The sequence below is a fragment of the Shinella sp. R2-11 genome (genome assembly GCF_055330205.1).
Genome location: NZ_JBVAPC010000003.1, coordinates 535,930 through 559,665, shown reverse-complemented (window position 1 = coordinate 559,665; position 23,736 = coordinate 535,930). Strand labels below are relative to the sequence as shown.

22 protein-coding genes are annotated in these 23,736 nt (G+C 65.5%); 6 read left to right on the top strand and 16 right to left on the bottom strand.

The features are described 5' to 3' along the window. Window positions 1–115 precede the first annotated feature (115 nt). The 5 genes from ACZ1A1_RS10935 to ACZ1A1_RS10915 are packed head-to-tail and all read right to left on the bottom strand — an operon-like array spanning window position 116 to window position 5,091. Window positions 116–1,180, bottom strand: a complete 1,065-nt coding sequence (locus ACZ1A1_RS10935; RefSeq protein WP_463619944.1) for a DUF2218 domain-containing protein — start codon at window positions 1,178–1,180, stop codon at window positions 116–118. Beyond that, window positions 1,177–2,016: an ABC transporter ATP-binding protein gene (locus ACZ1A1_RS10930; RefSeq protein WP_463619943.1), complete on the bottom strand. Its 840-nt coding sequence runs from the start codon at window positions 2,014–2,016 to the stop codon at window positions 1,177–1,179. The genes ACZ1A1_RS10935 and ACZ1A1_RS10930 overlap by 4 nt, the downstream gene beginning before the upstream one ends. Then, the gene (locus tag ACZ1A1_RS10925) at window positions 2,013–3,059 is read right to left on the bottom strand and encodes a FecCD family ABC transporter permease (RefSeq protein ID WP_463619942.1); all 1,047 of its coding nucleotides are present in this window, start codon (window positions 3,057–3,059) and stop codon (window positions 2,013–2,015) included. Before ACZ1A1_RS10925 ends, ACZ1A1_RS10930 begins: the two co-directional genes overlap by 4 nt. Before the next feature lie 2 nt (window positions 3,060–3,061). Then, on the bottom strand, window positions 3,062–4,105 hold the full coding sequence (locus ACZ1A1_RS10920; protein WP_463619941.1) for a FecCD family ABC transporter permease: 1,044 nt from the start codon (window positions 4,103–4,105) through the stop codon (window positions 3,062–3,064). After that, complete coding sequence (locus ACZ1A1_RS10915) at window positions 4,102–5,091, bottom strand: iron-siderophore ABC transporter substrate-binding protein (protein WP_463619940.1); 990 nt, start codon at window positions 5,089–5,091, stop codon at window positions 4,102–4,104. Before ACZ1A1_RS10915 ends, ACZ1A1_RS10920 begins: the two co-directional genes overlap by 4 nt. 310 nt (window positions 5,092–5,401) lie before the next feature. Here ACZ1A1_RS10915 and ACZ1A1_RS10910 point away from each other — a divergent pair, with 310 nt between their 5' ends. Continuing rightward, window positions 5,402–7,558, top strand: coding sequence for a TonB-dependent siderophore receptor (locus tag ACZ1A1_RS10910; protein WP_463620110.1), 2,157 nt, complete (start codon window positions 5,402–5,404; stop codon window positions 7,556–7,558). Between the two features lie 42 nt (window positions 7,559–7,600). On the opposite strand, the gene ACZ1A1_RS10905 is transcribed toward ACZ1A1_RS10910, so the two are convergent. Then, window positions 7,601–8,494: a helix-turn-helix domain-containing protein gene (locus tag ACZ1A1_RS10905; protein ID WP_463619939.1), complete on the bottom strand. Its 894-nt coding sequence runs from the start codon at window positions 8,492–8,494 to the stop codon at window positions 7,601–7,603. A 416-nt stretch (window positions 8,495–8,910) separates the two neighbouring features. On the opposite strand from ACZ1A1_RS10905, the gene ACZ1A1_RS10900 reads away from it, so the two are divergent. Together ACZ1A1_RS10900 and ACZ1A1_RS10895 are read left to right on the top strand one after the other, a co-directional pair. Continuing rightward, window positions 8,911–9,195 carry a hypothetical protein gene (locus ACZ1A1_RS10900; RefSeq protein ID WP_463619938.1) on the top strand — a complete coding sequence of 95 codons (285 nt, stop codon included), beginning with the start codon at window positions 8,911–8,913 and terminating at the stop codon, window positions 9,193–9,195. A 30-nt stretch (window positions 9,196–9,225) separates the two neighbouring features. Then, on the top strand, window positions 9,226–10,875 hold the full coding sequence (locus ACZ1A1_RS10895) for a winged helix-turn-helix domain-containing tetratricopeptide repeat protein (protein WP_463619937.1): 1,650 nt from the start codon (window positions 9,226–9,228) through the stop codon (window positions 10,873–10,875). Window positions 10,876–10,909: 34 nt separating this feature from the next. On the opposite strand, the gene ACZ1A1_RS10890 is transcribed toward ACZ1A1_RS10895, so the two are convergent. Next, window positions 10,910–11,758, bottom strand: a complete 849-nt coding sequence (locus ACZ1A1_RS10890; RefSeq protein ID WP_463619936.1) for a helix-turn-helix transcriptional regulator — start codon at window positions 11,756–11,758, stop codon at window positions 10,910–10,912. A 97-nt stretch (window positions 11,759–11,855) separates the two neighbouring features. Here ACZ1A1_RS10890 and ACZ1A1_RS10885 point away from each other — a divergent pair, with 97 nt between their 5' ends. Both ACZ1A1_RS10885 and ACZ1A1_RS10880 read left to right on the top strand, forming a co-directional pair. Continuing rightward, window positions 11,856–12,746, top strand: coding sequence for an SDR family oxidoreductase (locus ACZ1A1_RS10885; RefSeq protein WP_463619935.1), 891 nt, complete (start codon window positions 11,856–11,858; stop codon window positions 12,744–12,746). A gap of 201 nt (window positions 12,747–12,947) precedes the next feature. After that, the gene (locus tag ACZ1A1_RS10880; RefSeq protein ID WP_463619934.1) at window positions 12,948–13,778 is read left to right on the top strand and encodes a Rossmann-like domain-containing protein; all 831 of its coding nucleotides are present in this window, start codon (window positions 12,948–12,950) and stop codon (window positions 13,776–13,778) included. Window positions 13,779–13,790: 12 nt separating this feature from the next. Here ACZ1A1_RS10880 and ACZ1A1_RS10875 read toward each other — a convergent pair whose 3' ends face one another. The 4 genes from ACZ1A1_RS10875 to ACZ1A1_RS10860 form a co-directional block, all read right to left on the bottom strand. Then, window positions 13,791–14,420, bottom strand: a complete 630-nt coding sequence (locus ACZ1A1_RS10875) for a response regulator (RefSeq protein WP_463619933.1) — start codon at window positions 14,418–14,420, stop codon at window positions 13,791–13,793. 5 nt (window positions 14,421–14,425) lie between these two features. Further along, window positions 14,426–16,147 carry a methyl-accepting chemotaxis protein gene (locus tag ACZ1A1_RS10870; RefSeq protein ID WP_313192535.1) on the bottom strand — a complete coding sequence of 574 codons (1,722 nt, stop codon included), beginning with the start codon at window positions 16,145–16,147 and terminating at the stop codon, window positions 14,426–14,428. Between the two features lie 119 nt (window positions 16,148–16,266). Next, complete coding sequence (locus tag ACZ1A1_RS10865; RefSeq protein WP_463619932.1) at window positions 16,267–16,461, bottom strand: hypothetical protein; 195 nt, start codon at window positions 16,459–16,461, stop codon at window positions 16,267–16,269. Window positions 16,462–16,682: 221 nt separating this feature from the next. Further along, the gene (locus ACZ1A1_RS10860; RefSeq protein ID WP_463619931.1) at window positions 16,683–17,714 is read right to left on the bottom strand and encodes a PAS domain-containing protein; all 1,032 of its coding nucleotides are present in this window, start codon (window positions 17,712–17,714) and stop codon (window positions 16,683–16,685) included. Window positions 17,715–18,215: 501 nt separating this feature from the next. On the opposite strand from ACZ1A1_RS10860, the gene ACZ1A1_RS10855 reads away from it, so the two are divergent. Then, on the top strand, window positions 18,216–18,659 hold the full coding sequence (locus ACZ1A1_RS10855) for an SRPBCC family protein (protein WP_463619930.1): 444 nt from the start codon (window positions 18,216–18,218) through the stop codon (window positions 18,657–18,659). 36 nt (window positions 18,660–18,695) lie between these two features. On the opposite strand, the gene ACZ1A1_RS10850 is transcribed toward ACZ1A1_RS10855, so the two are convergent. The 5 genes from ACZ1A1_RS10850 to ACZ1A1_RS10830 form a co-directional block, all read right to left on the bottom strand. After that, entirely contained in the window at window positions 18,696–19,442 is a 747-nt protein-coding gene (locus tag ACZ1A1_RS10850; RefSeq protein WP_463619929.1) for a class I SAM-dependent methyltransferase, read from the bottom strand. A 66-nt stretch (window positions 19,443–19,508) separates the two neighbouring features. After that, window positions 19,509–19,853, bottom strand: coding sequence for a hypothetical protein (locus tag ACZ1A1_RS10845; RefSeq protein ID WP_415213373.1), 345 nt, complete (start codon window positions 19,851–19,853; stop codon window positions 19,509–19,511). A gap of 303 nt (window positions 19,854–20,156) precedes the next feature. Then, the gene (locus ACZ1A1_RS10840) at window positions 20,157–21,101 is read right to left on the bottom strand and encodes a sugar-binding transcriptional regulator (protein ID WP_463619928.1); all 945 of its coding nucleotides are present in this window, start codon (window positions 21,099–21,101) and stop codon (window positions 20,157–20,159) included. Window positions 21,102–21,255: 154 nt separating this feature from the next. Further along, complete coding sequence (locus ACZ1A1_RS10835) at window positions 21,256–22,191, bottom strand: sugar phosphate isomerase/epimerase family protein (protein WP_463619927.1); 936 nt, start codon at window positions 22,189–22,191, stop codon at window positions 21,256–21,258. Between the two features lie 8 nt (window positions 22,192–22,199). Continuing rightward, a complete protein-coding gene (locus ACZ1A1_RS10830) occupies window positions 22,200–23,711 on the bottom strand; it encodes a glycerol-3-phosphate dehydrogenase (protein ID WP_463619926.1) in 1,512 nt (503 codons plus the stop codon). Between the last annotated feature and the right edge of the window lie 25 nt (window positions 23,712–23,736).

Genomic DNA, 23,736 nt, shown 5'->3' with positions numbered 1-23,736 from the left:
ATGTTTCGGTCGGAGAACGATCACAATATATGACTATAATAGTCAAGTTATTTGTGCGCTTTGTCCGCGCGGCATTCGGGATTGAACCAGGAACCGCCAGCGTCACGCAGCCGGTTCAGTGGGAAGAGGGTGTTCTTTCGCGCTCCCAGTACCAGGCCGCATATATGCGCTTCCGGTCATGCCCGCGGCTTTTCAGGGCGGCGCGGATGCGCCGCACGTCCTCCCGCTCGCAGGCGACCCAGACAAAGGTTTCGTCGTCCATTTCCGCCACGGCCCGCAGCGCTGCCTGCGCCAGCATGTTACCGGACCCCGCGCGGTGGAGCCATCGCACATCGAGCGAGCCGGCGGTCGGGAGCGGCTGCTCCTCCGCCTCGTCCTCGACCTCGATGATCGCCTGCATGCGCGTACCGGCGGGCACCTCGGCCGCAATGCGGGCGATGGCGGGCAGGGCGGTTTCGTCGCCCGCGAGAAGGATCGATCCCGCCTGCGGAAGGCCGCCGCCGCCGGGGCCGAGCAGGGCGGCCTTGTCGCCCGGGCGCGCATCGCGGGCGAAATCGGCGCCGAGCGTCGCAATGCCGGCGGCCGGGTGCTGGAGGAAGTCGACGGCGATCTCGCCGCGCTCTTCATCGATGGCGCGGATGGTGTAGACGCGCACGACCAGCGCGTCCTCGCCCTTGGGCCAGGCGATGCGGCCATCCTCCTGCAGCCCGGGCCAGACCGGCGCGCGGCCCTTCGGCGGAACGAGCAGGCGGACATGCATGTCTCCGCCGATGAAGGGCGTGACATCCGGGCAGGCGAAGACCACGCGCCGCATGCGCGGCGTGACGTCCGATGCCGAGACCACCGTGATCTCATGGAGGTTGGCGGGCCGCGTGCGCGGCGCAGGCCCGGACCAGGTGAGCTCGAGCGGATCGTCGCCGGCGAAATAGAACAGGTGCTCGGCGATGATCGTGCGGCTCATCTGGAGCGCTTCCTGTGTCGGGCAGGACAGGTCGATCAGGAGGCGCCCGGCCTCGATGCGCATATGCGCGGTGCCGATCTCGCTCCTGAGGGTCGCCGCATCGCCCGTGCGCCGGACCTCGGCATGCTCGATGAAATGCTCGCAGACCTCGTCGAGCATGCCCGCGGCATCCTTCGGCAGCGCGATGCCGGCAAGCTTGAATTCCGTGAGTGCATTCATGTTCTTATTCCGTCTTCCAGGGGTCTTGTCCGGTCCTTCCCGATCATCCTGTGCCGGCCGATCGGCAGCATGGTCGGGCGGCCCGAGGTCGGATCCGTGATGATGCGGCTTTCGAGGCCGAAGACCTGCCGCACATTCTCCTCCGTCAGCACCTCCTCCGGCCGTCCGGCGACATGCAGCCGGCCGTTCGCCATGGCGACGAGATGGTCGGCGTAGCGGGCCGCGAGGTTGAGGTCGTGCAGCACCATGACGATGGTGGTGCCGCGCATCTGGTTGAGGTCGGTGAGGAGGTCGAGGACCTCGATCTGGTGGCTGATGTCGAGGAAGGTGGTCGGCTCGTCGAGCAGCAGCAGGTCCGTCTGCTGGGCGAGCGCCATGGCGATCCAGACGCGCTGGCGCTGCCCGCCGGAAAGCTCATCGATGGGCCGTTCCGACAGGTCCTCGGTCTTCGTCGCCGCCAGCGCCGCGGCCACGGCCTCGTCGTCCTCGCGCCGCCAACGCGAGAAGACGCCCTGGTGCGGATGCCGCCCGCGGCTGACGAGGTCGGCGACGGTGATGCCCTCCGGCGCGATGGGCGACTGGGGGAGCAGTCCCAGCGTGCGCGCTAGCTCCCGCGAGGGAAGGTGATGGATCGACTTGCCGTCGAGCAGCACCTTGCCCCTGCGGGCCGGCAGCAGCCGCGACAGCGTGCGAAGAAGCGTGGACTTGCCGCAGGCATTGGCGCCGACGATCACGGTGATCCGGGCCGGGGGGATGGCGATGTCCAGACCGTCGAGGACGACGGCGTCGCCGTAGCCGGCCGAAAGGCCGCTCGCGAGGAGGGTATGGGATGTCATAGCGAACCTCCGGACCGGTTGACGCGCACGATCAGGAAAATCAGGTAGGGGGCGCCGAGCGCCCCGGTGACGACGCCGACGGGATAGCGGCTCGGCAGCAGGAACTGGCCGCAGTAATCGCCGACCAGCACGAGCGCCGCGCCGGTGAGCGCCGCGGGAACGAGGAGCGATCCGTTGTTGCCGACGATGCGAGCGGCGATGGGCCCGGAAAGGAAGGCGACGAAGGCGATGGGCCCGGAAATGGCGGTGGCGCTCGCGATCAGGCCGACGGCGGCGACGATGACGAGCACGCGCGTTCGCCCGACGCGGACGCCGAGCGCGGCGGCGGTGTCGTCGCCCAGCCTCAGCGCTTCGAGATCGCGCCCGCGGCCGAGCAGCAAGCCGCCGAAGAAGACGAGGGCGGCGAGGAGCGGCAGCGCCTGGCCGAGCTGCGCACCGTTGACGCTGCCGGTGAGCCAGCGCAGCGCCTCCTGCAGGGTCCAGGCCGGGGCTGTCGAGAGGATATAGGCGATGACGCTTTCCAGCATGGCCGAAACGCCGATGCCGACGAGGATGAGCCGCGTGCCGGCGACGCCGTTGCGGAAGGAAAGGGCGTAGACGAGCAGCGCCACGCCGAGCCCGGCGGCAACGGCGAGGATCGAGACCATCGGCCCCTTCAGCCCGAACACGACGATGGCGAGGACCGCCGCGGCGCTGGCGCCCCAGCTGATGCCGATGATGTCGGGGCTTGCGAGCGGATTGCGCAGCATGATCTGGAAGGCGACGCCCCCGAGGCCGAAGCTGAGGCCGGCGAGGATGGCGAGGACGGCGCGCGGCAGCCGGAGCTGACCGACCGTGAAGGCGACGCCCGGCACGTCCTCGCCCATCAGCGCGCGCAGGATATCCCGCGGCGGGGTGAAGGATTGCCCGAGAAGCAGGGCCAGCACGAAGGCGGCGGTGATGAGGGCAAGGAGCAGGCCGATGACGAGGCCGTGCCGGCGGGCGCGGCGGCGGCGGTTTTCGGCAACGGAATCGACGAGGGCGTGAGGGAGAGGGGCAAGCATGGTCACAGGTCCCGCACCCTTTGGCGGCGGACGATCCAGATGAAGAAGGGCGCGCCGACAAGGGCGGTCACGATGCCGACGTCGAGCTCGGCCGGCCGGGCGACGATGCGCCCGATAATGTCGGCGGCCAGCAGCAGGCCGGCGCCGCCGATGGCGGAAAAGGGCAGCAGCCAGCGGTGATCGCTGCCGGCCAGCAGCCGGGCGAGATGCGGCACGACGAGGCCGACGAAGCCGATCGGGCCGCAGACCGCCGTCGTCGCGCCGCAAAGCAGGATCGCGGCGAAGGCGGCGACCGCGCGCGTGACGGCGACATGCTCGCCGAGGCCGGCGGCCAGTTCGTCGCCGAGGGCGAGCGCATTCAGCTTGCGGGCGGAAAGGAGCGCGACGACGAAGCCGGCGGCAAGGAAGGGCAGAACCGGGTCGATCCGCTCGAAGGTCGCGCCGCCGACGCCGCCGATCTGCCAGGCGCGGATGCCGCCGGCAATGTCGGCGCGCGGCAGCACGACGGCGATGACCAGCGAGGAGAAGGCGATGGAGGTGGCGGCGCCGGCAAGGGCGAGCTTCAGCGGCGTCGCGCCGCCACGTCCCAGCGAACCGATGACGTAGACGAAGACCGCGGCCGCCCCGGCGCCGAAGATGGCCGTGAAGATATAGGCATGGGCCGAAGCGATATCGAACCAGGCGACGCCGACGACGACCGCGAGCGAAGCGCCCATATTGACGCCGAGGATGCCGGGATCGGCGAGCGGGTTGCGCGTCACGCCCTGCATGATCGCCCCGGCAAGGCCGAGGGCCGCGCCGGCCAGCAGCGCCAGCACCGTCCGAGGGATGCGCATGGCGACGGCGGCCTCGCCGATGGTCCCGGCCTTTCCTGCGAGCGCCGCGGCAAGGTCGTCTAGGCCGACATCCCGCGTGCCGATCGCGACCGACAGCGCCGCGAGCACGACGAGCGCTGCCGCGGCGAGCAGCAGCCACAGGGCGCGCAGGCGGCGCGCCCGCCCGATGGCCCCCGGCAGGCTCCCGAGTGCCGTGGCGCCGGGCGTCATTTCGCCTTCCCGGCGGCCTCGGCCAGCAGCGCGACATAATCCTTCAGCACCCAGGAGATGGAGAGCGGCGTCGGATTGGCGGCGGTGCCGACCGGATTGCGGCCAAGCATGACGAGAGCGTCCTTTGTGACGGCGGGCATGTGTGACAGGAGAAGGTCGGCCTTCACCGCATCGAGCAGCGGTACGCCGCCATAGGCCACCACGATGTCGACATCGTCGAAGGCATCGACCCGCTCGGCGCTGACGCTAGCGGCGAACTGCCCCGGCTTCGTTGCCTCCAGCACGCTTTTCGGCGAGGTGAGGCCGAGATCGGCGAAGAATTTCACGCGGGTATCGTTGGCCGTATAGAAATTGACGGTGCTGAGGTCGGTCACGTCGAGATGGGTGACGAAGATCGCCGACTTGCCCTTGAGGATCGGGTAGCCCGCGACCGTGTCGGCGATCTCCTTCTCGATGCGGGCGATCAGCGCCTCGCCTTCCGCGGCCATGCCGAGCCCGGCGCTGTTGAGGCGGATCATCTCGCGCCAGTCGGTCGACCAGGCCGATTGCGGATAGGCGACGACGGGCGCGATCTGGCTCAGCGTATCGTAGTCCGCCTGGCTGAGGCCGGAATAGGCGGCCAGGATGACATCCGGCCGGGTCGCCGCGACCGCCTCGAAATCGATGCCGTCGCCCTCGTCGAAGAGCACCGGCGCCTCGCCGCCCAGGTCCTTCAGCCTCTCGGCGACCCAGGGCAGCAGCCCGTCGCCATCGTCATCGCCGAAATTGGCCGCGGCAATACCGACGGGCACCACGCCGAGCGCCAGTGGAACCTCGTGGTTCGCCCAGGCGACGGTCGCCACGCGCTGCGGCTTCTTTGTAATGGTCGTCGTGCCGAAGGCGTGATGGATGACGATGGGGTAGGCGGTGTCCTCCGCCGCCCGCGCACCGGCGGTCCACAGGACGATGGCGAGCAGGGCCAGGGAAAAGCGGAAAAGCCGCGGCATTGGCGGAACCCTCGCGAGCGGTTAAAAGTGGAGTTTCCGTTTCAGGTTCATGGGGCGTCGTCAAGGCGAATGCCGGCCGCCCGGTCCGGCAGGTGCGAAGTTTCCGTGGGTTTGTACAAAACCGGGGGATTCTACAATACCGGAGGAAACGTCTCAAGTTATTGGGCGCTCAGGGGACATCGCATATCGCTGACGGCGGCCGGGCTAAGAGGGTCTGGCCGGCCACGGAAAGCCGATGGCTCCGGGCTGGACAGGACGGCGCACCGCCGCCGCCGGCCGCAATGGCAACATCGACCTCTGGAAAAGCACAATGACCATCAGCAAGACAGGCAGCAACGGCCGGCAGCCCCTCACCCGCTACAGGAATGCGATTCTTCTCGGGTGCACGGCGCTGGTCGCGCTCACGCCGACCCTTGCGATGGCGCAGCAGGCGGAATCGGGTTCCGCCACAACGCTTGAAACGATCACTGTCGATGGCGGCAGCGTTGCCGAATACGACGATGATACGAAGACGATCGTGGCGCGCAAGACCACCGCCGTCGGCAAGATGCCGACGGACATTTTGGAAACGCCGGCCACGGTCTCGGTCATCACCTCCAAGGAAATCCAGGAGCGCGCCGCGAACAGCATCGAGCAAGTCGTGCAATACACGTCCGGCGTCGTCACGGACTATTATGGCTCGGACGACCGCTACGACTATTTCAAGATCCGCGGTTTCACACCCTTTACCTATCGCGACGGGCTGGTCGTCGGCAGGACCTGGAGCGGCGTTCTCGAAGAGCCCTATGCCTTCGAGCGCATCGAGGTCCTGAAAGGGGCCAATTCCACCGGCTTCGGGGTTTCCGATCCGGGCGGCTCGGTGAACTACGTGAGCAAGAAGCCGAAAAGCGAACGCTTCGGCGAGGTCTATAGTACCGGAGGATCGTTCGACCACAAGGAAGTGGGATTCGATTTCGGCGACAATATCACCGAAGACGATACGCTCTCATACCGCCTGACCGGCAAGTTCCAGCGGTCGGATGCCGAATACGATTATTCCCAGGATGACGAGAACTTCATCATGGGTGGCCTCACCTGGCGCCCCACCGACACGACAAGCCTAACATTCACCTTCGACCATCTGGACAGGGATGGCACACCCAGCGGCGGCGGTCATCCAAGGGGTACGGATTTCGACAGGGACCGCTTTTTCGGCGAGCCGGGTTTCAATTACGATACGACGAACAGAAACACCTACAGCGTCATGTTCGACCATGATTTTGGCAACGGCCTGACCTTCAACTCCAGCGCCCGCTACAGCAAGTCGAATACAGGCTTCGGATATGCCTATATCTATGATGAGCTGGGCGCCTTCGACCCGGCGGATACCGAGGCGGATCGTATTTTCTTCAAGAACAAGGGATCCGACGAACAGCTCGTCATGGACGCGCATATGCTGTACGAGGCGAATGTCGGCCAAGTCGATAGCCGTACGCTTGCCGGCGTCGAATACAGCAGATTCGAATCGACGGGCGATACCTTCTATGAGTATCCGCCGATCTGGGGCGGCACGGCACCCGGAATCGACTGGCAGAACCCTGTCTTTTCCGGCCCGCCCGGTACGTTCACGTATCGGACTTGGCAGGAGAATGATCAGAAGACCAAGGCCATCTACATCCAGCAGGACCTGACCTTCTTCGACAGGCTGACCGCGAGCATCGGATTGCGCAACGACTGGCTTGATCTCACCGAGACGGATCTGGCTGCGGGAACCACGACGGCGGACGACTATAGCGAATTCACCAAGCGACTGGGCCTGAACTACAAGATCACGGACGAATTTGCGGCCTATGTCAGCTACGCCGAATCCGTCGCGCCGCCGAGCGTTGGGACCGAGCCCACCACCGGCAAGCAATATGAAGTCGGTGTTAAATATCGGCCGGACGCTTTCCCAGCACTATTCAGCGCGTCCATCTACGACCTGACGCTGGAGAACATCACGACCCGCGACGCGCCCATATACCTGCCCGCGACGGTAGACAAAATCCGCCATCGCGGTCTCGATCTTGAAGCCAAGGTCGAAATGACCAACAATATCAACCTCATCGCCGCCTACTCTTACATCGACTCCAGGATCGTCGAGAAAGGCGGCACGCTCGATGGCAACAGCTTCGCGCAGGTGCCCGAGCATCTGGCTTCGCTGTGGGGCACCTATACGCTGGAAGGCAACGGGAGCCGTGGCGACATGACCTTCGGGCTCGGCGCTCGCTATACGGGCTCGTATTACTTCGACAACGCAAACACCCGGAAGTCGGACGGTGCCATCGTCTTCGACGCCGCCTTCACCTACAAGATACAGGAGAACACGACGTTCCAGCTGAACGTCAGCAACCTGTTCGATGAGAAGCATATCGCCAATGATGACGGCGGTGCGTATTACTACAATCCGGGTCGCGCAATCTACGCGACGCTGCGCCAGACCTGGTGAGCGTCCGCCCCGCCCAGACCGCACGGGCGGGACGCTTTCGGTTCAGGAAAACTGCTGCATCCGCCGCCAGGCGGCGGGTGTTCCGCCGACGACCTGGCGGAAGGCCTTGGTGAGGTGCGCCTGGTCGGAAAAGCCGAGCTGGGCCGCGATGTCGGCAATGGTCAGCTCGCTTTCCACCAGCAGTTTCTGCGCGAGGTCGATGCGCTTGCCGAGCTGCCATTGCAGCGGCGTCTTGCCCGTCGTCTGCTTGAAGACATTGGCGAACCAGCTTTCGGAAAGTCCGACGGTCTGCGCCATGTCGGCGACGCTGAGGCGGTTGCCGTTGCAGCTTCCAAGACGCGACATCAGCCTGTTCATCTGGGCCTGCGTGAGCCGGCCGTTGGGCTGCTCGGCGCCGTGATCGGGAATGTCGAGCAGGCCGGCGACGATTCCCGCCACGAGGCTTTCGGCGAAGACGGCATGTTTCGTGGGGGCGGACACTTCGCCGACCAGCAGGCCGGCCAGGGTCTCGATCGCCGCGGTATCCTGGATTTCCACCGGCCGGCGCAGGGCCGCCAGCGCCGCGGAGGCGCCGACCGAAGGCGACAGGAACCGCAGCAGCCGGTCCCTGTGAAGGTGCAGGTCCAGATGGGAAAAGCGGTGGGTGGCGGTAAAGCCGGTCCAGAGCGGCACGCCCGCCGGCACGTAGACCGCCCGCGTCATCGGGCGCGAATATCCCGTCATGCCGCCTTCGCGATTGGTCATCCGGATGAAGGGCGAAACGTCGTTGAAGAAGATGACGATGCGCGGATCGGGTGAAAGATAATAGCCCCTCGCGCCGGCCTGGCCTTCCGCATCCCAGAAGACCCCCACCATGCCGTCAAGGCTGCGCCATTTCACCGGCGCGAGCACCTTGATGCCTTCGGTAAAGCAGGTCATGGAATGCAGATAGCTCACCTTGCCAAGCCGCCCCAATTCGATCGCCACCGCCGCAGGGTTGGCCAATTTAATATGACGAAATTTATCATGTTTTTTGGGCAAGACAAGGTGGGTGGAAGGAAGCTGCTTGCTCGGCCCGAGAAATGACTCGGCCGATCCACGCACATTCATGGTGGGAGGTTAGAGCAAAACGGGGCGTGGGAGAAGTTGTGCCGGTGTTCGAGAGCAACACGTGCCCGGTTCTGGCGACCAGTGTCGCGGCATGATTGGCCAATCTGATCCCAAACGCTGCATAGCCATCCCCCGGATGCAATGAAGGCTGATAATCCAGCCACCACCGTTTCAGCCGGAATTCAGCGAAATTTCCCCGAACCTTCCGGACTTCGCGGGATGGGCATGGGAGTCTCGCACCATTCAAACGAATGGAGCGAGCCATGGCTTACCTTCGTATCGACAACCCGGTTCTCCCGGTTGCCACCTTCCAGACGGTTATCGTCTTTCTCAAGCGCGTGATTCCACGATCCGGAAAGGCAAACGGCGAATCCAGCTGCCGCCTGACGGATGCAGGAGCTCTCGAAGCATTCTCCCGGTTGAGCGATGAGCAGCTTGGCGATATCGGCGTTTATCGCAAGGTCCGAAAGGTCGAATGGGACCCGCTCTCCCGGCCGCTTCATCCGGAAAAGACTGTGATATTCGACTATTTCCGCCTGGGCGACTGAGGTATATTTCCGTCGTGCGGGGAGGGGAGGATGAGGCCCGAACGCATCTACGAATTCGCAGGCCATAGTCTCGATCTCGGCCGCGGGCGCCTGCAGCGCGGCCAGGAGGATGTGGCGTTGCGGCCGAAATCCCTGGCGCTGCTTACCTATCTTCTCGAAAATCCGGGCCGGGTGGTCGACAAGGAGGAACTGATCGCCGCCGTCTGGCCGACATCGATCGTCACGGACGACTCGCTCAGCCAGTGCCTGAAGGACATTCGCGCCGCGCTCGGTGCTGCTGCCGAGGGTTTCATCCGCACCGTGCCGCGGCGCGGCTATATCGTGGATGCGGAACACGTCCAGAGCCGCAGCCGGCTTCCGATGCGGCAGTCGGAAAAGCCCTCCATCGCGGTGCTGCCCTTCCGGCCGCTGGCAAACGACCGGGAGCACCATTGGTTCGCGGAAGGGCTGACGGAGGATATCGCGACGGCGCTGACGCGCAGCCGGCAGCTAAGGGTCATCTCGCGCCCCGCGCGTTCTCCAGATGCGGCATCTCCACCGGCTGAGACGGTCGAGGCGCTGGGCGTCCGCTATGCGGTGGATGGCAGCGTGCGGCTGGCGGGGGAGCGGCTGCGCGTTTCCGCCCGGCTTGTCGATGTGGTCTCCGGCACGATCCTGTGGGCAGACTGTTTCGACCGCTACCTCTCCGATGTCTTCGCCATCCAGGACGAGATCACCGCGGCGACGGTGCGGCATCTGGAGCTGGAGCTTCTGCCGGAGGAACGGCGAGCCCTCCAGCTCTCCCGCACCGCGAGCATGGAGGCCTATACCTATTATCGCCATGGCTGGCCGCTCGCGCGCCACTGGTCCAAGGCGTATCTGCTCGTCGCCCGCCGCATGTTCATGCAGGCGGCCGCGCTCGATCCGGCCTTCGCGCGGGCCCATTCGGCCGCAGCCCTTTGCGATTGCTTCCTTCTGGAATGGCTCGCCGGCAGCGAGACGCCGCAATCGATCCTGGCGCTCGCGGAGAAGGCGCTGGCGCTGGACCCGAGCCTCGCCGAGGCCCACGTCACGCGCGGCCTCGCCTTCCAGCGTCTCGGGCGGCTCGACGAGGGGCGGGCGGCCTATGCGAAGGCGCTCGCCCTCGATCCCTCCTGCTACGAGGCGCGCCTGTTCGCGGGCTTCCTTGCCCGGATGGAAGGCGAGCACGATATCGCCAAGGCGCACTTCCTCGAGGCGGCGCAACTGCGGCCCGACGACTATCTCGGCCCCTATTTCGTCCTTGCCGAGGTCGACCTCTCCTCGCCGGAGAAACTGGTCTGGGCCCAGCTCACGCTGGAACTGGCCGAACGGGCCGCGGTGCTGCAGCCGGAAAATCCCGCGCCGCTGTCGCGCGGCGCCATCGCCCTGGTCCATCTCGAGCGGGCGTCGGAAGCCTTCGCTTGGGTCCAGCGCGCGCTGGTGCTCGATCCAGACGATCCCGTCACATGCTGCAATGCCGCCTGCATCTATTCAGCGGCCGGCGACCAGGAAACGGCGATGCAATATCTCGAAGCCTATGTCCGGCAAAGTTCGGAGGACATGATGGGATTGATCCGGCATGACAGGATGCTCGACGGCATCCGCAGTCATCCGGGTTACGAGAGGCTGGTCGCGACGGGTTGGCGACCGCGATCCTTCGAGCGGACAGCCTCTCCTTAGAAGGTGGTTCATGTCGGCAGGGCGTACCCACCCTTCATGCCCGGCTATGATTTGGGAGGCTCTCCATGTGTTTCCCCACGAGCGTCCGGATGCGTTCGGCGACCGAGGGATCGACGGGATTATAGACAACCAGGTTGAGATCGGGACGGCCGTCGACGGCAAAGCCAGAATATTCCAGCTCGATATCCCCGAGGACGGGGTGACGCAGCCGCTTGGTGCCTTCGCCATGCGCGACCACCTCGTTTTCCCGCCACAGCGCCTCGAATTCCGGGCTGGCGCTGCAGAGTCCGTCGACCAGCGCCGTGATTTCCGATGTCGCGCCCGCCCGGGCCACGTCGGCGCGGAAGGCGCCGACGAGGAAACGCGCCATCGCATCCCAATCGTGCTGGATATCGCGGATCGCCGGATTGCAGAATAGTAGCCGCAGGATGTTCCGGTCGCCGGGCGCCAGCCGGTCGTAATCGGTCATGACGATGGCGGCGGCCGGGTTCCAGGCGACGATGTCCCAGGCAGCGGTCCGCACCAGGGCGGGGCTCGCGTCGAGCGTATCGATCAGGCGCTGGAGGCGCGGGCTGACGCCTTCGACGGATTTGTAGCGAATCTCCGGCGGGCGGCCGAGGGCCAGCATGAAGAGATGCTCGCGCTCGGGCTCCGTCAGCATCAGGCCGCGGGCGATCCGGTTCAGCACATCGGCCGAGGGCGCTCCGCCGCGCCCCTGCTCCAGCCAGGTATACCAGGTCGCGCTGATATTCGAGCGCTGCGCAACCTCTTCCCGTCGCAGGCCGGGTGTGCGCCGGCGCCCGGAAAAGCCGAACACTGCCGGATCGAGGCGGGAGCGGCGATCGCGGAGGAACAGGCCGAGGGCATTTGCTTCGATGGTCATGGCTTTCCTGTTGGTGATTATACCAGGATAACGTCACTACTTTAACAGCATAAAGGATACGGCAATAGTCGCGCCGCAATCAACCAGGAGACATCGCATGCGTATTTTCCTCACGGGCGCGACCGGGTTCATCGGCTCGGCCATCGTGCCGGAACTGCTGAAGGCAGGCCATCGGGTGGTCGGCATGACCCGCTCGGAGGCCGGCGCAAGGGCGCTGGAAGCGGCGGGCGCCGAAGTCCACCGGGGCACGCTGGAGGAGCCGGAAAGCCTTCGCCGCGGGGCGGAAAAGGCAGATGCCGTCATTCATACAGCCTTCGACCACGATTTTTCCCGCTTCGTCGAGAACTGCCGGAAGGACAGCCGCGCGATCGAGGCGCTGGGCGAGGGCCTGAAAGGCTCGGACCGGCCGCTGGTGATCACCTCGGGCACCGGGCTCGGCAATGCCGAACCCGGCAAGCTGGCGACGGAGGATGTCTGCAACATGGAGCATCCCAATCCGCGCATTGCTTCCGAACAGGCCGGCAATGCGTTGCTCGATGCCGGCGTCAATGTCTCTGTCGTGCGCCTTCCGCAGGTGCACGATACGGTCAAGCAGGGCCTTATCACCCCGCTCGTCGCCATCGCCCGGGAAAAGGGCATGGCGGCCTATGTGGGCGAGGGGCGCAACCGGTTTCCGGCCGGCCATCTGCTCGACGTCGCCCTGCTCTACAGGTTGGCGGTCGAGCGGGCCGCGCCCGGCGCCCGCTACAATGCGGTCGGCGAAGAGGGCATCGAGACCCGCGCCATCGCCGAGGCGCTCGGCCGCGGGCTGAAGCTGCCGGTCGTATCGATCGCGCCGGAAAAGGCGGCGGAGCATTTCGGCTGGATGGCGATGTTCGCCGGGCTGGATTTTCCCGCCTCCAGCGCCTGGACCCGCCGGACGCTGGAATGGAACCCGACCGGCCCCGGCCTGATCGCCGATCTCGATGCCATGAAGTATGATTCCTGAAGGGTGGCCGGTGAAGGAGACGCCGGCCGCCGGCGTCTCGAAACGGGCGCGTCCGGCCGGACATGAAGCCACAGCCCGGCTCCAGCCTTGCGATATCGCCCTGCCTTTGCTTTGTATGAGGAGGTTTGCAATCCCGTTCGGCGAGCCGACGTCAATTCGACAGCGAGCCTATTCAGCATAGGCGTGACCGCGGAGGCCAGTGTGGCGAATGCGATCCTGAAGAGAACCGTCGAGATCGTGCGCGACCGTCTCGGACACGCGCTCGACGACGTCACGATCGACCGCGTCGCCATCGGCCTCTTCTTCACGGGGGTGAAACTGTCGACGGGGCATGCCGGGGCCTGCGCCACGCCGGTCAAGGATATCCCGGACGCAGTCTGCTGCCCGGGTTCCGCGATGGCAATGCCGTTTCCCGGCAAGCTGCGCGGCCGCCGCGCCGCCGACCTTCTCGAAGAGGCGATGGAGCAGGTCGGGATCAGGCGGACGCTGGGCATCGCCACGCTCAACGCGCTGGCGCAGATGGCCAACGAGGACCGGACGGACGGAGGGGTCGAGATCGTCGAGGGCCTCGACGCGTTTGCCGCGGCTCAGGTCGGGGTGGATGACACGGTGGTCGTGGTCGGCGCGTTCGTGCCATTCCTGCGGGAGCTGAGGAGGATCGGCGCGAGGCACTGGGTGCTGGAGAAGGATCCTTCCACCCTCAAGCCGCACGAGATGCCTTATTTTCGGGAGGCGGAGCGGGCGCCGGAAGTCGTGCCGGAAGCCGATGTGCTGATCATTACCGGCACGACGCTGGCGAACGACACGCTTGGCGACCTGATTGCGCTGGCGAAGCCGTCTGCCCGCATCGTCGTCGTCGGCCCGACCGTCACCATGATCCCCGATGCCTTCTTCGAGCGCGGCTGCCATATCCTCGGCGGCATCAAGGTGACGGATGCCGACGCTTTCCTCGACATTCTGTCGGAAGGCGGATCGGGCTATCATTTCTTCGGCAAGTCGGCGACCAAGATCACCCTGCGCAAGCGCCTGTAAAACCTGGTATTCTCACAGCCGGATCAGCTTCGCGCGGATCGCGTAGTGCACGAGGTCCGCCACGGTGTGCGCGTCGAGCTTCTTCATCGCCGCCGTCCGGTGCGATTCGACGGTCTTGACGCTGACCTGCAAATGATGCGCGATGTTCCGGTTCGTGCGTCCCTCGGCTACGAGCCGGACCACCTGTATCTGCCTCGGGGTCAGGATCTGCGACGGGCAGGGCACTTTTTTCCCGACATGGCGACCGGTCGACGGGGCGGCATATTGCCGTCCGGCGACGACGGCCTCCACGGCGGCCAATAGCGTGACGTCCGCGTCGTTCTTCGACACATAGCCATCGGCGCCCGCCTTCAGGATATCCGAAACGAGGCATTCGTCCGCATGCATGGTGTAGATCAGGATACCCATGTCCGGGATATGGCGGCGGAATTCGCGCATGGTCTCCAGCCCGCTCGGGAGAGCAGGATCGAGAATGACGAGGCGCGGCCTGTGCCTTTGGGCAAGCGCGACCGCCGCTTCTCCGGTGCCGGCCTCCGCGCAGACACGCCAATCAGGGCGCGCCGCGAGGCACGCCCTGATCCCGGCACGCATGACCGGATGTCCATCCACGATCAGTATGTCGACATGCTTTGATTGCGTCATTCAGCCTATCCCGCCAGCCGGCGCGGTTGGAACGAGGCGGGGCGTAGCTCCTGCACCTCCGCTGGCCGGCCCTTGCCGGCCTCGCCGACGCGGAACTGGCCGAGCAGGTTGAAGAGGGCTTCGGCCTCCTTCGCGAGGCTGTGGCTGGCCGCCGTCGATTCCTCGACCATCGCCGCGTTCTGCTGCGTGCCCTGGTCCAGCGTGTTGACGGCCTGGTTGATCTCGCCGAGGCCGGTCGCCTGCTCCTTCGCCGCCTCGACGATGGCCGCGACATTGCTGTTGATATCCTGCACCTGTCGGACGATCCGCTCCAGTGCATCGCCGGTCTGGCCGACCAGCGTCACGCCGTTCTTGACCTGCTCGCCGGAAGTATTGATCAGCGCCTTGATCTCCTTGGCGGCATTGGCCGAGCGCTGGGCGAGTTCGCGCACTTCCTGCGCGACGACCGCAAAACCCTTGCCGGCTTCCCCGGCCCGCGCCGCCTCGACGCCGGCATTCAGCGCGAGCAGGTTGGTCTGGAAGGCGATGTCGTCGATCACGCCGATGATGTTGGAGATTTCCCGCGAGGAGCCCTCGATCTGCCCCATGGCCGAGATCGCCATGCGCACGACCTCGCCCGATTTCTCCGCGTTCTCGCGGGTGCTGGCGACGAGCTTTCCGGCCTCCTCGGCACGGCGGCTGGAATCGGCGACCGTCGTGGTGATCTGTTCGAGCGCCGCTGCCGTTTCCTCGACGGAGGCGGCCTGCTGCTCGGTGCGGCGGGAGAGGTCGTCGGCGGCGGAGCGGATCTGGCTCGAGCCGGCGGCGATCGCCTGTGCATTCTCGCCGACCGACGTCATGGCCTGGCGCAGGCGCTCCGATGCGCCGTTGAAGTCGGTGCGCAACTGTTCAAGGCTGGGAATGAACGGGGTCGGCAGGTGCAGTGTCAGGTCGCCCTGGGCAAGCCGCGTCAGCGCGCTGGCCAGCGTCTCGACGTTCTCGACGCGGCCGGTCACGTCGGTGGCGAACTTCACCACCTTGAAGACCTTGCCGTTCATGTCGAAGATCGGGTTGTAGGAGGCCTGGATGTAGATGCGGCGGCCGCCCTTGCCGATGCGCATGAACTCCTCGGCGACGAACTCGCCCGCCTTGAGCCTGTCCCAGAACTGCCGGTACTGCGGGCTCTGGCAATAGGCCGGGTCGCAGAACATCGAATGATGGCGACCCTCGATCTCGGAAAACTGGTAGCCGAGGGTGGAGAGGAAATTCTGGTTGGCGGCGAGGATTTCACCGGCCGGCGTGAACTCGATGACGGCCTGGGCACGCGACAGGGCCTCCAGTTTGCCGGCGTCTTCCGCGCTCTTCAGCTTCTGCGCGGTGACGTCGGTGGCGAACTTCACCACCTTGTAGGGCTTGCCGCGGCGGAAGACCGGATTGTAGGACGCCTCGATCCAGATCTCCTTGCCGCCCTTGCCGATGCGCTTGTACTGGCGCTGGTCGAATTCGCCATGTGCCAGCTTGGCCCAGAAGGCGCGGTAGTCCTCGCTGGCGGCCTCAGCCGGATCAACGAAGAGGCGATGGTGCTGGCCGACGATCTCGGAAAGGGCATAGCCGAGTGCCCGACAGAAGTTCTCGTTCGCCGTCAGGATGCGACCGGTCAGGTCGAATTCGATGATGGCCTGCGACTTTTGCATCGCGGCAAGAATGGCGCTTGCATCGGATGCAAGGCCGAAAGAAAAGGCTGTCATGGGTCCTCCTTGGCGGCAGGGCGGTTGAAAGTTTTTGCAATGGAACGCCCTCCGGCGAGGCGTCTTGCGACGGCCGGCAAAGCGATCCCTGTTCGGGTTGGGTAGTCGTTTCGTTCGGGTTAGTGGGACGGTTCGTCCGGCCCGCAGGGCGTCATGAAGAACTTGAGCCGCGCCAGATTGGCAAGCACGTCGTCAAGGTTCTTCTTGGCCTGGCTCATGCCGGTGACGAGACGCTGGATGCGTGCCGCTTCCTCGTCTTCCGTACCTTCCGGTACTGTTTCGGACAGTGTCGCAAAAGAAGGATTCAGTTGCATTGGCACCCCCCCGGGCTCTCGGTGATTGTCGCTGATTCCGAATCCGTCCTCATGCCGGAACCGATACGATCAGTTGTATTCGGATGACCTAAAGTAGCAAATTTACCTTGATAACCATGAAACGCGACGCGTGGGTCAGGCGCGCCTTTCAGTCATAAACTGCGCTTATTCTACTCAAAAGCCGCATTTTACTCGCGCCGCTTGTAAAGGATTGCATAAATCTACGTGCCGGCGTCCGTTCGGCCCGGCGTATCGGGGTGTCGCAATTTGACGCCTACATCCGTGGCCGATGCGGTCAGGATGAGGCCGTGGCGCGCCAGCGCGCCGACGATGGCGGAGACCGTCGCCTCCTTCATGTGCTCGCCGGTCGTCTCGTAGCGCCGGATGGTCGCGGTGGAGACGCCTGCCTGCTCGGCGAGTTCCTCGGCCGACCAGCCCAGCATCACGCGGCCCGCCCGCAGTTGCTGCGGCCGCAGCACCGTGCCGTCGCCCGGCAGGCTCGCGGCCTCGTGGCGCCATGTCTCCTCGATGACACCGATCCATTCCATCGGCGCGCCGTTCTGCCGGCGCACGGGCGTCGTGCGCGCCCGCACCTGCCGGTACTCGCCGCCGTCGTAGAGCAGGCGGAAGGCGACGTCGCCGGACATCAGGTCGCGCTCGCAGGCCTCCCGCACCTCCTGCACCCGCTGGCGGTCGTCTGGGTGGATCACCTCCATCCAGCTTTCCTTGCCGTATTGGACGGAATCGTGGCCGGCGATCCTTTCCCAGCCGCGAAGATCGCTCACGGCGCCGTTGAGATCGCGCGCCCAGAAAACGCCGCCCGTCATGTCGATGAATGCGTTGAGTCGCGCGCGCTCGCGGTAGAGGGCGGCCTTGGCCTCCCGCTCGGCGGCCGCGTCCTGCACCAGGCCGACGATGCGGTCCGCCGTGGTCGGTTCCTCCACCGAAATGCGTATCCAGCGCGGCGGGCGCTGCTCGTCGGAGAGCCGCACGTTGCGGGACACTGATACGCCCATGGTGACCACCGCGCCGAGGGAACGGAAATCCTCGCGGTCGTCCGGGTGCAGGAGGGCGATCCATTGCTGGAGGCTGAAGGGCTCGCTTCGCGGCATGCCGAGGAGGCGGAAGAAGCCATCCGTTCCGCGCACCTCCCCCGTCGCCATGTCGGCATTCCAGAAGCCGATATCGAGGAAGCGTTCTGCGACGTCGAGATAATTGCGGGAGGAAACGAAGTTCGGTTGTTTCTGCGACATGCACATTCAGGTCCATTGGGTCGCCAGATGGGAGGCCCGCAGTGTGCATGTCCCACGACGTGCCGTTCACCTTCTTGCGACCGTAAATACAGACCGTAGCATCCGGCATCATCGGCCACTATCGGGTATATACCTGAGGCGACTCCCATTTTCCGTCCCGTTGCTTGACCATCGTCAACAAATTCCGCCGGTTCTCCCAGTCATTCGGCCTCGCTTTTTTATTCCTGCCGAGGGCATGGCCGGACGGTCATTGTTCTCCCGCCCGGCTTCTTCATGGTGGAAAAGGATAAACACCTGACGACGGACTACCGTGCTTGGGCCGATCCCTTTATCCTTGATATGGAAGCGGCCGCCACCAAACTTGTTCCGATGCCATGTCGGACTCTCCCTGCCTCGTTCGTCTTAACTGCATCGGGCGGCGATTGGCTGGCCGCAAGGTGCCTCGACAAGGAGCGGGCACCCGACTGAACGAACGATGAAACCGAACCAAGGGAGAAAACCATGCCCAGCACGATCCGCCTTCACCGCGTCATCGCCGTCAGGCCCGAGAAACTCTATCGCGCGTTCCTCGAACCGGACGCGGTCGCAAGCTGGCTTCCGCCATACGGGTTCCTTTGTACCGTCCATGAACTCGATGCGAAGGTCGGCGGCCGGCACAGGATGTCGTTCCGGAACTTCACGACGGGCAGGAGCCATGCCTTCGGCGGCACCTATCTGGAGCTCGTTCCGGACGAGCGCCTCGTCTACACCGACAGTTTCGACGATGCCAACCTGCCGGGTGAGATGAAGGTCACGGTAAGCCTGAAGGCCGTGTCGGTCGGCACGGAGATTAACATCGAGCAGCAGGGCGTGCCGGATATCATCCCCGCCGAGGCCTGCTATCTCGGCTGGCAGGACTCGCTGGACAAGCTTGTCAAACTCGTCGTGCCCGAGATCGACCAATAGGCGCGGCGCCCGTGCGAAAACGACCGCCCGGCCTTGTCAGGCGAGGGTGCCGAGGGGAATGATCTCCTTGGCGCCCTCCTTCCAGGGACGGCCCTCCCAGTCGCCGAGCCACTGGTCGGCGCGAAGGCCGGTTTCGGTGAGGAGCGCTTCCAGTTCCGTCTTGTCCGGGAAGGCGATGCGGGAGGCTGCGGAAAGGCGCCGGCCGGTGGCACGGATCTCGTAATGGGTCTCATAGGTGACGATGCCGGTGGCGGCATCGACGGCGACATCGTTCCATGCCGCGACCTCGCCGAAACGGGGATGGGCGAGAAGGCGCGTCGATTCCTCCGGCCCCCATTCCTCCCATTCCCGGCAGGCGGGATTGCGGCTGTCGAAGATGAAGCGTCCGCCGGGCGCAAGATGCGCCGCGATGGTGGCAAGCACCGCCCGCCGATCCTCCCGCGTCAGGAAGACCTGGAAGGCATGGCCCGTGAGCACGACGAGTTCGAAGCGGCGGCCGAGCCGAACGGACCGCGCATCGCCCTCCACGAATTCGACGCTGCCAGCCCCCGGCTTCCCCCGCGCGATGTCGAGCATGGCCGGCGCGGGGTCGACGCCGGCGACCGTCCGGCCTTCGCAAAGCGCGACGGCCAGTTCCCCCGTGCCGCAGCCAAGGTCGAGCACGCTGCCCGCGTCCCTTGCGAGCGCCTTGCAGAAGGCGAAGTCCGGCGAGCGCTCCCAGCCGTTTTCGAGATCGTAGAAATCGGCAAGGGCGGGGTCGTGGTAGAGGCGGTCTTCGTCCACGCTTTCCTCCAAAGGAAAAGCCGCGCGTTTCCGCGCGGCTCCGGAATGGTCGGCTTCAGCCGGCGGTCACTTCCCGTCGCCGGCGGCGTCGAGGACCTTTTCGCAATGGGTCGGGCCGCCCTTCGGATCGACGCGGTCGCCGACGGCGCGGATATTGGTGATCCTGTAGGCGTCGTTGACGGTGAGTTCCACCGAGCAGGACTTGCCCTTGGCAAAGCCGCCGCGCCACTTGTAGAGCGTCGTGCCGCCGGTGCCGGCCGTATCCGAGATCGGCGGGCCATAGGCCGCGAAGAAGCTGCCGGCGGTCTTGCCGTTCCAGCGCGCCTGCAGCGGGTTGGTCGGGACGCTGACGGTGGTGCATGCGGTGAGGGCAAGCGCAACGCCTGCCAGAATTGCAACGCGGGAGTTCATATGTGCCATTTCCTTGGACGTCTTGCGGCCGTTTTCCGGCGACTCGGAACCGGACCCTCAATTTCGCCATAGCGCAGTGCGCGCAAAAGGGGAATCACCGCCGCGCCAACTTTGCAGCCATCCCCGTCGAACGGTTGCGGACCGTGCCGATTTGCAACAGTGCGGCCGGTTGGGGTGGCGTGGCGGCATCCGCTGCCGCATATCCTGACCAGCACGTCGGCTCGTTCGAAATCGCGGCGATGGCCATGTTGGAGACGCAAAACATGCAGCGCTCCGTTTCACCGCATCCGCCATGCCGTAATTTTAAGCGGAGCTTTGCAGCAGAAGGCGTGCCGTCGCCTCGTCCGTGATGAGGCCGTGGAGCTTGTGGCTGTGCAGCACGGCGCGGATGGCCTCGGTCTTGACGGGGCCGCCGGCGATGGCGACGAGGCGGTCGTCGCCGGTTTCCGAGAAGGAGGCGGCAAGGGTCCGCGCCGTCACCGATGTTTCCAGAATGCGGCCCTTGCTGTCGAAGAAGTGCCCGAGCAGCTCGCCGACGCCGCCGAGAGCCCGGATCTCCTGCAGCTCGTTCGCCTGCAGCATGCCCGACGTGACGAGATGGGCCTGGTTATCGACCGTGCCGATGCCGACGAGCTTCAGGTCGGCGTTGCGGGCAAGGTCGAAGACCTCGCTGACGCCGCGCTGCGACAGCAGCACCTCGCGATCCTCCTCCGTGTTGGCGAAGAAGGGCACGGGCATCACATAGGCCTGCGTACCCGTCTTGGCGGCGATGCGGTGCATGACATCGTATGGATTGGCCGCATAGTTGCGGGTGAGGCCGCCGAGCAGCGAGACGAAGCGCGTGCCGCTGGCGCTGATGCGGGGCAGGTGATGGACGGCGGCCGAGAGCGTTCGCCCATGGCCGAGGCCGATGACGGCGACTTCGCCGCGCTCGATCTCGCGCCGCAGGAAATCCGCGCCGACATGGCCGAGCGTCGTCAGCGCCAGCGCGTCGTCATCGACATCGGGCGCCACCTCGCAGTAACCGAGCCCGTAGCGCTCGGAAAGCGCCACTTCGAGATTGACGCATTCGGCGATATCGCCGTCGATGCTGACCTTGACCACGCCCTCGGCGACCGCCCGCGCGATCAGCCGGTGCGCCTTGACCGAGGGAATGCCGAGGCGCTTGGCCACGGCGGACTGGGTGAAGCCCCCGATATAGTGCAGCCAGGCGGCGCGGACGGCGAGGGAGTCTTCATTGTCGGTCATCGGCGATGTCCTGTCCTGCTGTGCAAAAAAGCACCCCGTCTTGGAGCATTTTCGGTTCACCGGAAATGCTCCAGCTTTTGTTTTTACCGCATTATCCGACGCCGAAGCGATGCCGCTTCGGCTGGAAATGCTCTGGCAAGCGGCCCGGACGCGGTCAGCCCAGCTTGAGGTCGGATGCACCGGTATCGATATGCGGCGCCCAGAAAGCGATGCTTTCGGCGATCTGGGGAATGACCTGCCGGTCGTTCGGCTCGCGTTCCTTGAAGGAGAGTTCCAGGCAGATCTCGTTGTCGACCGCGCCGCCCTCGGCAAAGGCCTTCAGCAGCGGTTCCGGCTGGATGCGGCCCCTGGCGTTGAACTCGGCGGTGAAGGGACGGTGCCCACCCTTGTCCATCAGGCTCTGCTTGATGTGGATGATCGGCGAGACCTTCGGCACGGCGCGCGCCCAGGCATAGGGATCGAAATCGTCCGGATTGCTGGAGGTGACGTCGCCATGGTCGATATCGGCCATCATCCACATGGGAACGGCCATGTTCGCCGCGGTGAGCCGGTCCTGAAGCCTGACGCATTCGGCGATGGTCTCGCCGAATTCGCGGCCGATGCTCATCGGCTCCCAGAAGACATAGGAGAGGCCGGTGTCCTTCGCATGCTCCGCCACCTCCGCCCAGCAGTCGATGGCGATGCGGATCAGCTCTTCCCGGCGGGTCGGGTCGTCATAGTCCTTGTAGGTGAAGATGGCGAACTGCGTTCCGACGGAAGTGCCGCCGAGATCGCCGATGATATCGGCGAAGGTCTTGAACCAGTCGACATAGTAGCGGCGCACATCCGCATCCGGATGGCCGAAATGGTTGAGGCGGCCATAGGGGCCTGTCATGCCCGAGGTGACGCGCACGCCGGTGCGCTGGAGCGCACGGTCCATCTGGCGCGTCAGCCGGCGGATCGTCGCGGCGTTCCAGCTCGGATTGATGAATTCGTGCGTCAACTGGAGGTCGCGCAGGCGAAGGTCCCGCGCGACGGTCTCGATCAGGTCGTCGGGATCGGCGAAGCGGTTGACCAGCGGATTGGTGTTGAGCGAAAGCGTCAGCGGCATGGTCGTCCTCAGGCGGCGGCAGGGCGGGCGGCGTCGAACCAGTCGGCAAAGGCCGCGCGCTCGGCTTCCGTCAGGTGCAGGTAATGCTTGGTGCGGCGGTAGAGGATGTCCTCGGCCGTCTGCGCCCATTCGGTGGCGGCGAGATAGCGGGCTTCCGCCTCGTAGAACTGGCCGCCGAAATGCCGGCCGAGCCCCTCGATACCAGTCGCGCCGCCGACGACGGCCTTGGTGCGCGTGCCGTAGAGGCGGCCGTAATGGTGCACCAGCTTGCGCGGCATCCAGGGATAGGTGTCGCGCAGGCCGTTGGCGAAGGTCTCGTAGTCGGCGTTCGGCATGTCGCCGCCGGGAAGCGGGGCCTTCTCCGTCCAGTCGCCGCCCATATTGGGGAAGATGTGCCTGAGGCGGTGCATGCCGCGCTCGGCAAGCTCGCGGAAGGTGGTGATCTTGCCGCCGAAGACGTTGAGCAGCGGCGCGCCGCCCGTTTCGTCGAGGTCGAAGACATAGTCGCGGGTGACGGCGGAGGGATTGCCCTTGCCGTCGTCGAAGAGCGGGCGCACGCCGGAGAAGGAGTGCAGCACGTCCTGCCGGCGCAGCTTCTCCTTGAAGTAGCGGTTCACCGCCTTCAACAGGTAGTCGATCTCGGTCTCGTCGGCCGAAACGTCCTCGGCGCGGCCTTCATAGGCGATGTCGGTGGTGCCGATCAGCGCTTTGTCGCCCTCGTAGGGATTGATGAAGATGACGCGCTTGTCGTGGTTCTGCACCAGATAGGCGTTGGCGCCCGCCCAGAACTTCGGCACGATGATGTGGCTGCCCTTGACGAGGCGCACGTTGCGCGTGGAATTGGAGCCGGCGACGCGGTTGATGACGTCGGACACCCACGGGCCGGCGCAGTTGACGACGCACTTCGCGCGGAAGGCGCGGGTCTCGCCCGTCAAGCGGCTCTTCGTCTCCACGATCCAGACGCCGTTTTCGCGGCGGGCGGAAACGGCCGGCGAGCGGGTCAGCACCACGGCGCCCTTTTCCGCCGCGCCGAGCGCGTTGAGGGTCACGAGGCGGGCGTCGTCCACCCAGCAGTCGGAATATTCGAAGCCGCGTGTGTACTGGTCGAGGATCGGCGTGCCCTCGGGATCGCGCGCAAGGTCCAGCGTGCGCGTGCCGGGCAGTTTCCTGCGGCCGCCGAGGTGGTCGTAGAGGAAGAGGCCGAGGCGGACGAGCCAGGCGGGACGGTCTTCAGGGCTGTGCGGCAGCACGAAGCGCATCGGCCAGATGATGTGCGGGGCGGCGTTGAGCAGCACTTCGCGCTCGATCAGCGCCTCGCGCACCAGGCGGAATTCGTAATATTCGAGATAGCGCAGGCCGCCATGCACCAGCTTGCCGGATCGCGACGACGTGCCCTCGGCCAGATCGTCCTTCTCGCAGAGCACGACCTTCAGTCCGCGGCCCGCCGCATCGCGGGCGATGCCGGCGCCGTTGATGCCGCCGCCGATCACGAAGAGGTCAATAAGCTCGGGCTCGTTCATTTGGGTCTCCTTCAGCGCCGGCCGC

Excerpts from the sequence above, each read along its gene's own strand:
- ACZ1A1_RS10915 (WP_463619940.1), bottom strand. The coding sequence starts at position 5,091 with ATGCCGCGGCTTTTCCGCTTTTCCCTGGCCCTGCTCGCCATCGTCCTG.
- ACZ1A1_RS10845 (WP_415213373.1), bottom strand. The coding sequence starts at position 19,853 with ATGAACTCCCGCGTTGCAATTCTGGCAGGCGTTGCGCTTGCCCTCACC.
- ACZ1A1_RS10865 (WP_463619932.1), bottom strand. The coding sequence starts at position 16,461 with ATGCAACTGAATCCTTCTTTTGCGACACTGTCCGAAACAGTACCGGAA.
- ACZ1A1_RS10920 (WP_463619941.1), bottom strand. The coding sequence starts at position 4,105 with ATGACGCCCGGCGCCACGGCACTCGGGAGCCTGCCGGGGGCCATCGGG.
- ACZ1A1_RS10860 (WP_463619931.1), bottom strand. The coding sequence starts at position 17,714 with ATGTCGCAGAAACAACCGAACTTCGTTTCCTCCCGCAATTATCTCGAC.
- ACZ1A1_RS10895 (WP_463619937.1), top strand. The coding sequence starts at position 9,226 with ATGAGGCCCGAACGCATCTACGAATTCGCAGGCCATAGTCTCGATCTC.
- ACZ1A1_RS10930 (WP_463619943.1), bottom strand. The coding sequence starts at position 2,016 with ATGACATCCCATACCCTCCTCGCGAGCGGCCTTTCGGCCGGCTACGGC.
- ACZ1A1_RS10925 (WP_463619942.1), bottom strand. The coding sequence starts at position 3,059 with ATGCTTGCCCCTCTCCCTCACGCCCTCGTCGATTCCGTTGCCGAAAAC.
- ACZ1A1_RS10830 (WP_463619926.1), bottom strand. The coding sequence starts at position 23,711 with ATGAACGAGCCCGAGCTTATTGACCTCTTCGTGATCGGCGGCGGCATC.
- ACZ1A1_RS10910 (WP_463620110.1), top strand. The coding sequence starts at position 5,402 with ATGACCATCAGCAAGACAGGCAGCAACGGCCGGCAGCCCCTCACCCGC.
- ACZ1A1_RS10835 (WP_463619927.1), bottom strand. The coding sequence starts at position 22,191 with ATGCCGCTGACGCTTTCGCTCAACACCAATCCGCTGGTCAACCGCTTC.
- ACZ1A1_RS10875 (WP_463619933.1), bottom strand. The coding sequence starts at position 14,420 with ATGACGCAATCAAAGCATGTCGACATACTGATCGTGGATGGACATCCG.
- ACZ1A1_RS10870 (WP_313192535.1), bottom strand. The coding sequence starts at position 16,147 with ATGACAGCCTTTTCTTTCGGCCTTGCATCCGATGCAAGCGCCATTCTT.
- ACZ1A1_RS10935 (WP_463619944.1), bottom strand. The coding sequence starts at position 1,180 with ATGAATGCACTCACGGAATTCAAGCTTGCCGGCATCGCGCTGCCGAAG.
- ACZ1A1_RS10900 (WP_463619938.1), top strand. The coding sequence starts at position 8,911 with ATGGCTTACCTTCGTATCGACAACCCGGTTCTCCCGGTTGCCACCTTC.
- ACZ1A1_RS10885 (WP_463619935.1), top strand. The coding sequence starts at position 11,856 with ATGCGTATTTTCCTCACGGGCGCGACCGGGTTCATCGGCTCGGCCATC.
- ACZ1A1_RS10855 (WP_463619930.1), top strand. The coding sequence starts at position 18,216 with ATGCCCAGCACGATCCGCCTTCACCGCGTCATCGCCGTCAGGCCCGAG.
- ACZ1A1_RS10840 (WP_463619928.1), bottom strand. The coding sequence starts at position 21,101 with ATGACCGACAATGAAGACTCCCTCGCCGTCCGCGCCGCCTGGCTGCAC.
- ACZ1A1_RS10890 (WP_463619936.1), bottom strand. The coding sequence starts at position 11,758 with ATGACCATCGAAGCAAATGCCCTCGGCCTGTTCCTCCGCGATCGCCGC.